The 9,525-nt window shown below is 68.3% G+C and carries 9 protein-coding genes; 8 read left to right on the top strand and 1 reads right to left on the bottom strand.

Translation table 11 applies throughout. The annotated features are described in order from the left end of the window. The first annotated feature begins 52 nt into the window (after window positions 1-52). Window positions 53-1,327, top strand: a complete 1,275-nt coding sequence (locus Q0716_RS10385; protein ID WP_299022980.1) for a heme biosynthesis HemY N-terminal domain-containing protein — start codon at window positions 53-55, stop codon at window positions 1,325-1,327. A 24-nt stretch (window positions 1,328-1,351) separates the two neighbouring features. On the opposite strand, the gene Q0716_RS10380 is transcribed toward Q0716_RS10385, so the two are convergent. Further along, the gene (locus Q0716_RS10380; RefSeq protein WP_299022979.1) at window positions 1,352-1,957 is read right to left on the bottom strand and encodes a DUF2062 domain-containing protein; all 606 of its coding nucleotides are present in this window, start codon (window positions 1,955-1,957) and stop codon (window positions 1,352-1,354) included. 87 nt (window positions 1,958-2,044) lie between these two features. Here Q0716_RS10380 and Q0716_RS10375 point away from each other — a divergent pair, with 87 nt between their 5' ends. The 7 genes from Q0716_RS10375 to ntrC all read left to right on the top strand — a co-directional run bounded on the left by Q0716_RS10375 (window position 2,045) and on the right by ntrC (window position 9,483). After that, a complete protein-coding gene (locus Q0716_RS10375) occupies window positions 2,045-2,794 on the top strand; it encodes a 16S rRNA pseudouridine(516) synthase (RefSeq protein ID WP_299022981.1) in 750 nt (249 codons plus the stop codon). Between the two features lie 23 nt (window positions 2,795-2,817). Continuing rightward, complete coding sequence (locus tag Q0716_RS10370; RefSeq protein ID WP_299022978.1) at window positions 2,818-3,735, top strand: EI24 domain-containing protein; 918 nt, start codon at window positions 2,818-2,820, stop codon at window positions 3,733-3,735. After that, complete coding sequence (locus Q0716_RS10365) at window positions 3,732-4,586, top strand: molybdopterin-binding protein (protein ID WP_299022977.1); 855 nt, start codon at window positions 3,732-3,734, stop codon at window positions 4,584-4,586. Before Q0716_RS10370 ends, Q0716_RS10365 begins: the two co-directional genes overlap by 4 nt. Window positions 4,587-4,723: 137 nt before the next feature. After that, window positions 4,724-6,139: a type I glutamate--ammonia ligase gene (gene glnA / locus Q0716_RS10360; protein ID WP_299022976.1), complete on the top strand. Its 1,416-nt coding sequence runs from the start codon at window positions 4,724-4,726 to the stop codon at window positions 6,137-6,139. A gap of 117 nt (window positions 6,140-6,256) precedes the next feature. Continuing rightward, window positions 6,257-6,826, top strand: coding sequence for a hypothetical protein (locus Q0716_RS10355; RefSeq protein WP_299022972.1), 570 nt, complete (start codon window positions 6,257-6,259; stop codon window positions 6,824-6,826). A gap of 7 nt (window positions 6,827-6,833) precedes the next feature. Next, complete coding sequence (gene glnL / locus Q0716_RS10350; protein WP_299022971.1) at window positions 6,834-7,925, top strand: nitrogen regulation protein NR(II); 1,092 nt, start codon at window positions 6,834-6,836, stop codon at window positions 7,923-7,925. Between the two features lie 40 nt (window positions 7,926-7,965). Continuing rightward, window positions 7,966-9,483, top strand: coding sequence for a nitrogen regulation protein NR(I) (gene ntrC / locus Q0716_RS10345; protein WP_299022969.1), 1,518 nt, complete (start codon window positions 7,966-7,968; stop codon window positions 9,481-9,483). Window positions 9,484-9,525 lie beyond the last annotated feature (42 nt).

Here is a 9,525-nt window from a genome sequence, read left to right as displayed (position 1 = left end):
CTGACGTGCGAGTCAGCGCCCGTGCTGTCCAAGGGGCCGACGGAGGTCGACCGTGAGGGGCATCTTTGGCCTGTTGTTTATCGCGGCGCTGGCGGTCGTCGCGGCGCTGCTGATGGGCGACAACCCCGCCACCGTGACCCTCTTTTGGCCGCCCTGGCGCGTCGATGTCTCGTTCAACCTGGTCGTCATCGCCCTGGTGGTGGGGTTCGTCGTCGTCTATGGGGCGCTGCGCGGCGTCGCGTTGCTGCGCGAGTTGCCGCGCCGCGCGAGCCGCTGGCGCGCCCTGCAGCAGGAGCGCGCCACGGTTGGCCTGTTGCTGCAGGCCTGGGGCTATCAGCTCGGGGGGCGGTTCGTGCGTGCGCAAAACGCGGCGCGCGAGGCGATGGCGCGCCTGCGCAGCACCGACCGCGACGCCTTGCCGTACACCGACGCCATGTGGGTGCTGGCGCACCTGACCGCCGCCGAGAGCGCGCACCAGCTCAGCCAGCGCGAGCAGCGTGACGCGTGGCTGGCCGCGGCCATCGACCCCACGCGTTCGCGAGGGGCACCCGAGGCCCGCGAGGGGGCCCTGCTGCGGGCCGCCGAGTGGGCGCTCGACGCCCGCGACGCCGAAGCCGCCGCGCGCTGGCTGGCGGAGTTGCCCCAGGGCGCGGCGCGGCGCATCCAGGCGGTGCGGCTGCGGCTGCGGCTGGCCCAATTGCGGCGCGACAACCGGGCGGCACTCGACATGGCGCGCTTGCTGGCCAAGCACCGGGCGTTTTCGGCCGAGGCCGTGCGCACCGTGCTGCGCGGCCTGTGGACGGAAGCCCTACGTGACGTGCGCGATGAGGAAGGGCTCGAGGCCGTTTGGCGCAACCAGCAGGGCGACGAGCGCCGCGACCCCGCGCGCGCGCTGGCGCTACTCGCGCACGCCCAGCGTATGCGAGGGCAGGGACAGTTGGCGCCCGAAGGGCCGCTGCCGCGCGCGGTCGACGAGGCCATCCGCGTCGCCTGGGCGGGGTACGACACGCTGTCGGCGAGCGAGCGACTGCGCGCCGTCGGCCTCGTGGAGCCGTGGCTGCCGCGCCTGGACGCCGCTTGGTTGCCCAGGCTGGAGGAGGCCCAGCGGCGCCTGCCCGCCGATGTGGGGTTGCAGTATCTGGCAGGGCAGGCCTACCGCGCCCGGGGCCTGTGGGGCAAGGCGCAGACGTTGCTGCAACAGGTGGCCCCGCGCCTGGACGAGTCCGAGCTGCGCCGCCGGTGCTGGTGCGCCTTGGCCGAACTCGCCGAGGAGCGCGGGGACGAGGCAGCGGCACGCGACGCGTGGAAACGCGCGGCGCAGGGTTGAGAGTAGGCGGCGGCCGGGCAGTGGCTATTTGGCCGCCGTTTCGCGCCGACGCAGGCGTTGACGGCGCGCCAGCCGCACCCTCCACACCCACAGAGCATTGACGAGACCATAGACCACGATCCCGGTCACACTGGCCACGATCGCCAGCCCCACGGCAAGCGGCTTGCCGATGCCGGAAACCCAATGCCAGAGATCGGCAGCCCACGCCCACCAAGGCCGGTTTGCCCCATCGTCAACGGTACTCTCCATGGACGCGCCGGGGGTGGCCAGGATAATGCCTTCCGGGCCCGTCGTCACCCCCGGGCCGGGCTCGCTTTGCAAAACCCACGCCCCCAGCTTATAGGCTCCGTAGTACACCGGCCCGAACGTCACCGGGTTGGTGACCAACGTGCTGGCGACTGCCGCCGGCAGGTTGGCCCGCAGCAGCACGGCCAACGTGGCCGATGCCGGGATCTGGGCCACCGGGATCAGCAATCCAAAAAAGACCCCCAGTGCCAGCCCGAGTGCCAGCCCTTTGCGGTTGAGATGCCACAGCCGCGGATGGTGCAGATAGGGTGACAGCCAGCGCAACCAGCGCATGCTGTGCAACCGTTCGCGGCTGGGCAGCAGGGACAGGACGAGGTCTTTCATGGAGGGTCGTGTCTCGATGACGCGATTTTGACCGATTCCGCCGTCGCTGGTTCAGCGGGTCATCGCCCGTTATGCTCATGCCCCATGATGCGATGGGAAGATGTGTTGTATTCGCAGGGTTTCGGCACGCGCCGCGCCTGTCGGGCGCTGGTGCGGGCGGGCCTAGTCGAGGTCGGTGACGAGCGGCGCCCCGTGACCGATCCCGATGCGCCGCTGCCGCCCGAGCAAGCGGGGGCTGGCTGGGTGTTTTGGGTGGACGGCCAGCGCTGGCCCTACCAGCCACGCGCGTACCTGATGCTGCACAAACCCGCGGGTTACGAGTGCTCGCGCCGCCCGTCGGCCTGGCCGTCGGTGCTCACTCTGCTGCCTGCGCCGTTGCGCCAGCGCCCCGGTGGCGCGGCGGCAGGGGTGCAGCCGATTGGACGGCTGGATCAGGACACCACCGGCCTGCTGTTGCTGTCCGATGACGGTGCCTTCATCCACCGGATGACCTCGCCGCGTCACCACGTGCCCAAGGTGTACGTCGTCACCTGTAAGCACGCGCTCGACGACACGCAGCTGCAGCGCCTGCGCGCGGGCGTGGTGCTGCACGACGATCCGCGGCCGGCCGTGCCGGTCGGCGTCGAGCCGATCGATGCCCATCGACTGCGGCTGACCTTGACCGAGGGCCGCTACCACCAGGTCAAGCGCATGGTGGCCGCCGTGGGCAACCGCGTCGAGGTGCTGCACCGCAGCGCCGTCGGCCCGCTGACACTGCCGCCCGACCTGGCCCCGGGGCAGTGGCGCTGGCTCGGTGCGGACGAAGTGGCGGCGCTGCAAGGCGCGGCGCGGTCGTGACGTCGTGCGGTTATGCTTGCGGTATGCGCGTCTTGCTCGGTTCTTTCTGGCGCTCGGTGGCCTATTGCCTACACCCGCGGGTGATTGGGCTGTCGTTGCTGCCGCTGGTGTTGATGGTGGCGGGGGCCTTCGCGCTGGGCTACCTGTTCTGGGATCGGGCCGTCGATGCCGTGCTGGCCTGGCTGGAGAGTTGGGCACTGGTCGAGTTCGTGCTGGGCTGGCTGGACAGCGTCGGTCTGGGCGCGTTGCGCACCGTGGTGGCGCCGCTGGTGGTGCTGGTGCTGGCCACGCCCCTCATCGTCGTCGCGTCCCTGTTGCTGGTGGCGTTTTTGATGACACCGGCCATGGTCGAGCTGGTCGCGCAGCGGCGTTTCCCGGACCTGCAACGCAAGCGCGGCGGGGGCTTTTGGGGCAGCCTGGGGTGGTCGCTGTGGTCTACCCTGCTGGCGCTGCTGATGCTGGTGCTGTCATTGCCCTTTTGGCTGATTCCACCGTTGGTGCTGGTACTGCCACCGCTCATCTGGGGCTGGCTGACCTACCGCGTTTTTGCCTACGATGCGCTGGCGGAGCACGCTTCGGCCGACGAGCGACGTGCCCTCTTGACCGCGCACCGCGTGCCGCTGTTGGTCATGGGCGTGCTGGTCGGCTTGCTGGGCGCGGCACCCAGCCTGTTGTGGGCGTCAGGCGCGATGTTCATCGCGCTGGCACCGTTGCTCATCCCGCTGGCCATCTGGATCTACGCGCTGGTGTTTGCGTTTGGCTCGCTGTGGTTCGCCCATTACCTGCTGCAGGCCCTGGCCGAGTTGCGCCGCGCCAACCCGGCGCCGTCCACGGTAGCATCGTCGGATCCGGCTGCGGCCGACGGTGCGGTCATCGACGTGCCGGCACGCCCCTTGCCAGCACCCCCTCCCGCCTCGGCCCCCAACCCTCCTGCGTCATGAAAGACTCTGCCGTGCCGGTGCGTGTGCCGCGCTTCGGTCTCATCGTCATCGGGGACGAAATCCTGTCTGGCAAACGGCAGGATAAACACCTGTCCAAGGTGATCGAGCTGCTAGGGGCACGCGGACTGGCGCTGTCGTGGGCGCGCTACGTGGGCGACGATCGCGCCGCCATCACCGATGTGCTGCGGCAGGCGTTTGCCAGCGCGGATGTCGTGTTTTCTACCGGTGGCATCGGCGCCACGCCGGACGACCACACGCGCCAAGCAGCCGCTGCCGCGCTGGGCGTACAGGCGGTGCTGCACCCGCAGGCCAAGGAACTGATCGAGCAGCGCATGCGCGAGGTGGCGGCCGAGCAGGGCGTGCCCTACGAACCCGATCGCCCCGACAACGTGCACCGGCTCAACATGGGTGTTTTCCCGGTGGGCGCGCGCCTTATTCCCAATCCGTACAACCGCATTCCGGGCTTCTCGTGCGATGGGCCTGGGGGTGGCACGGTTCACTTCGTGCCGGGCTTTCCGGTCATGGCGTGGCCGATGATCGAATGGGTGCTCGACACCCAATACCCCGCCTGCCACGGGCGGGCGGCGCAGGCCGAGCGCTCGGTCATCGTCTATGGCGCTATGGAGGCCGCCTTGACGCCGTTGATGGAGCGTATCGAGGCCGACTACCCGGGTGTCAAGGTCTTTAGCCTGCCCAGTGTCGACCACCCCGAATATGGGCGCCACATCGAGCTGGGCGTCAAAGGCGAGCCAGCGGCCGTGGCGGCGGCGTATGATGCGATGCGCGGTGCGTTGCTTGCCCAGTCGGCGCGGCTGGGCCCCGAATTGGTGCGCGGTGGGGATGCACCATGATGGGTCTTCCGCACCAAAATAGTGCCAAAGTGAATGACCGCTCTCATGGTGAGCATGGCCGGTGAGCGCTGGCATGGAAACTGCATTTCCCCCGCGACCGTTTTTCTTCGACCCGACCCTTTAGTAGGAGCATTCTGATGGCCAAGACCGTCGCTGACGTGATGAACATGGTGAAAGAAAACGACGTCAAATTCGTCGACTTTCGCTTCACCGATACCCGCGGCAAAGAGCAGCACGTGACCGTGCCCATCTCCGCCTTCAACGAAGACAAGTTCACCTCGGGCCACGCGTTCGACGGTTCGTCCATCGCGGGCTGGAAGGGCATCGAAGCGTCGGACATGCTGCTCATGCCCGACCCCAACACCGCCAACATCGACCCGTTCTTCGAAGAAACCACGCTCTTTTTGCAGTGTGATGTCATCGAGCCCAGCGACGGCAAGGCCTACGACCGCGACCCGCGCTCCATCGCGAAGCGCGCCGAGGCATACCTGAAGGCCTCCGGCCTGGGCGACACCGCCTACTTTGGCCCCGAGCCCGAGTTTTTCCTGTTCGACGGCGTGCGCTGGAGCACCCAGCCCGGGCACTGCTTCTACGAGATCGAGGAGTACGAAGCACCCTGGAATACCGGCGCGAAGTTCGAGAATGGCAACCGCGGCCACCGGCCGCGTACCAAGGGTGGCTACTTCCCCGTGCCGCCGGTGGACAGCACGCACGACATGCGCGCCGAGATGGTGTTGATCCTGGAGTCGCTGGGCATCCCGGTCGAGGTATTCCACCATGAGGTGGCGGGTGCCGGCCAGTGCGAGATCGGCACCAAGTTCAGCACCCTGGTCGAGCGTGCCGACTGGACGCAGGTGCTCAAGTACGTGATCTGGAACGTGGCCAACAGCTACGGCAAGACGGCGACCTTCATGCCCAAGCCCTACCACGGTGACAATGGCAGCGGCATGCACGTGCACCAGTCGGTCTGGAAGGACGGCAAAAACCTGTTCGCCGGCGACGGTTACGCGGGGCTGAGCGATTTTGCGCTGTACTACATCGGCGGCATCATCAAGCACGCGCGCGCGCTCAACGCCATCACCAACCCGACGACCAACAGCTACAAGCGCCTGGTGCCGCACTTCGAGGCGCCGGTCAAGCTCGCGTACTCGGCCAAGAACCGCTCGGCCTCCATCCGTATCCCGTACGTGGCCAACCCGAAGGCGCGTCGCGTCGAAGCGCGCTTCCCCGACCCGATGGCCAACCCGTACCTGTGCTTTGCCGCGCTGCTGATGGCGGGGCTGGACGGTGTCGAGAACAAGATCCACCCGGGCGAGGCCGCGACCAAGGACCTGTACCACCTGCCGCCGGAAGAGGACAAGTTGGTGCCGACCGTCTGCCACAGCCTGGATCAAGCGCTGGACTACCTGGACAAGGACCGCGCCTTCCTGACCAAGGGCGGTGTGTTCACCGACTCCATGATCGACGCCTACATCGAGCTCAAGATGCAGGAAGTCACCCGCGCCCGCGTCGAGGTTACCCCGACCGAGTACGACATGTACTTCAGCCTGTAAGCGTGCGGATTGGCCCCGCTTGCAGCCGGGGCCAATGAGCGAACAAAGGGGCGGCCAGGTGCCGCCCCGCGTGTTTTGTCCGATACTGTGGCCCGTGTGTGAGCAAGTGAGGACGATATGGCGTGGACCCGTGACGAGACGTTTCGAGGGATGGCGGGTGGGGTGCTGGCCGCTACGCTGGCGTGGGCGGTGGCAACGCCGGTGTGGGCACAGGGCGGCTCGACCATCTGGCGCTGCGGCAACGAATACACCAACAACCCCGGCCCCAACCCGGCCGCGCGTGGCTGTCGCGAGGTGCAGGGCGCCAATCTGACCATCGTCGAGGGCGCGCGCCCGGCAGCGCCGGCGCCCGCCTCGACCAACGCATCCAGCGGCGGCGCGGGTGGCAGCGGTGCCACGGCCAATGGCGCCCGCACCCCGGCGGAGCGCGTCGACCCCGACCAGCAACGTGCGCGCGACGCCGAGGCGCGCCGCATTCTGGAGCAGGAGTTGCGCCGCGCCGAGGAGCGGCTGGCGCAGGCGCGCGCCGATTACGCCGACGGCAAGCCGCCGCGCTTGGCCGATGAGCGCACCGACTCGCCCCGCTACCAAGCGCGAGTGGAGGAGCTGCGCACGCGCGTGGAGCGGGCGCAGGCGGACGTGGCGGCCATTCGGCGCGAGATCGACCGCCTGGGCGGCGGGCGCTGAGGGTGGAATGGTGCGCCGATCCTCGCCCTCGGACGGTGGCGTCGACCCGCAGCACCTGGCCGCGCTGGACCTGCTGGCCACGCTGGTGGCCGTGGTCGATGATGGCGGGCATATCCGCTACGCCAACCACGCGCTGGAGGACGCGGTCGGTCTGTCGCGCCGCACGCTCGCAGGTGTGCCCCTATCCGAATGGTTGACCCAGCCCGAGTTGCTGCAGAACGCGCTGCAGGGCGCGCGCGGCAACGAATATGCGGTCATCCGCTATGACACCCACCTCAAGCGACTGTTGCGCGAGCCGCTGCCGGTGCACCTGGTGTTGGCGACGACCGAGTGGCCGGGACACCGCGTGGTGGAAATGCTGCCGCTGGAGCAGCAAACCCGGCAAGAGCGCGAGGAGCGGCTGCTGGAGCAGGCCCAGGCCAACAAAGAGCTGATCCGCAACCTGGCGCACGAGATCAAAAACCCGCTCGGCGGTATCCGTGGCGCGGCCCAGTTGCTGCAGCTGGAGCTGGCCGACCGCGACGATCTGGTCGAGTACACCACCGTCATCGTGCACGAGGCGGATCGGCTGCAGTCGCTGGTCGACCGGCTGTTGGCCCCGCATCGCCGGGCGCCGGTCATGGCCGACGTCAACATCCACGAGGTGTGCGAGCGTGTGCGCGCCATCATCCTGGCCGAGTTTCCACGCGGGCTGCAGGTGGTGCGCGACTACGACACGTCCATCCCTGAATTTCGCGGCGACCGCGAGCTGCTCATCCAGGCCGTGTTGAACCTGGCGCACAACGCGGCCCATGCGCTCAAGGAACGCATCGCCGCGGGCGACGCGCGGCTGACGTTTCGCACCCGTGTGCAGCGGCAAGTCACGTTTGGCAAGCGGCGCTTTCGGCTGGCACTGGAATTGCATGTCATCGACAACGGTCCCGGCGTGCCGGAGGAGATCAAGGACCGCATCTTCTACCCGCTGGTGTCGGGTCGGGATGGCGGCTCGGGTCTGGGCCTGACGCTGGCACAGACCTTCGTGCAGCAGCACCAAGGCCTGATCGAATGCGACAGCCGACCGGGACACACCGATTTCAAGATCCTCATCCCGCTGCCCTGACGGGGGGCCGCGGCCGGGGACACAGTGAGCAGTGCCGCGCATGAAACCGATCTGGATTGCTGACGACGACCCCTCCATCCGCTTCGTGCTGGAAAAGGCGCTGGCGCGCGAGGGCCTGCCCACGCGCAGCTTCGACAGCCCCAAAGCGGTGCTCGACGCGCTGGCCGACGGTGCCGACGAAGGGCCGCAGGTGCTGGTCAGCGACATCCGCATGCCGGGCGGCTCGGGCCTGGAGTTGTTGGAAAAAGTCCGGCGCCAGCACCCGACGCTGCCGGTCATCATCATGACCGCGTATTCGGATCTCGACAGCGCGGTGGCGGCCTTTCAGGGTGGTGCGTTCGAGTATTTACCCAAGCCGTTCGATTTGCCCAAGGCAGTGGAGCTCATCCGGCGCGCGGTGGCCGAAAGCCAGCGCGAGGAAGTGGCACAGGAGGCGTTGGAGGCAGCGCCGGAGATCCTGGGCCAGGCCAGCGCGATGCAGGACGTCTTTCGCGCCATTGGCCGCTTGAGCCAAAGCCACGTCACGGTGCTCATCACCGGCGAGTCGGGGACGGGCAAGGAGCTGGTTGCGCGCGCGCTACACAAGCACTCGCCCCGTGCACGCGGGCCGTTCGTCGCCATCAACACCGCGGCCATTCCCAAGGATCTGCTGGAGTCCGAGCTGTTCGGTCACGAGCGTGGCGCGTTCACAGGGGCGCAGACACTTCGGCGCGGCCGCTTCGAGCAGGCAGAAGGGGGCACGCTGTTTCTCGACGAGATCGGCGACATGCCTTTCGAGCTGCAGACGCGGCTGCTGCGCGTGTTGTCGGATGGACACTACTACCGCGTTGGAGGGCACAGTGCCATCAAGGCCAACGTGCGCGTGATCGCCGCTACGCACCAGAATCTGGAGCAGCGGGTCAAAGAAGGCGCGTTTCGCGAAGACCTGTACCACCGCCTCAACGTCATTCGCCTGCGGCTGCCGCCGCTGCGCGAGCGGCGCGAGGACATCCCGCTGCTGGCGCGGTTTTTTCTGCAGCAAAGCGCGCGCCAGTTGGCCGTCGAGCCCAAGCGCTTATCCGACCAGGCGCTGGCCGCATTGGTGGCGTTTGATTTTCCCGGCAATGTGCGCCAGTTGGAAAACCTCTGCCATTGGCTCACCGTCATGGCCCCGGCGCAGGTGGTCGAGGTCAAAGACCTGCCGCCAGAAGTACTGGCCGCGCTGTCAGAGCGCGATGCGGCGCCTGCCCCAACGCCGCGCGCCGATGGCCCTGCGGTGCCCGAGGGCCTGCAGCGGGGCACCGAATGGCCGGTTTGGGCGCCTACCGGGGGCATGAACCGCGCCGCGCCGGTCCCGGCTCAGGGTGCCGACTGGGAAGCGGCGTTGCAGACCGAGGTGTTGTCGATGCTGGCGCACGGGCGGCCAGACGTGTGGGACGCGCTGCTGCGCCGCGTCGAGACGCGGCTGATTCAAGCCGCGCTGCAGGCCACGCGCGGGCGGCGCATCGAAGCCGCCCAGCGCCTGGGCATCGGTCGCAACACCATCACGCGAAAAATTCAGGAGCTGGGGCTGGAGTGATGGGGCGCGTCATCCGTCTGCCAGTTCCAGCACCACGGGCGC

The organism is uncultured Tepidimonas sp. (genome assembly GCF_938045175.1).
Classification (GTDB): domain Bacteria; phylum Pseudomonadota; class Gammaproteobacteria; order Burkholderiales; family Burkholderiaceae_C; genus Tepidimonas.
The sequence above is the reverse complement of the archived record's forward strand: the minus strand, read 5'-3'. Positions and strand labels throughout refer to the sequence as shown.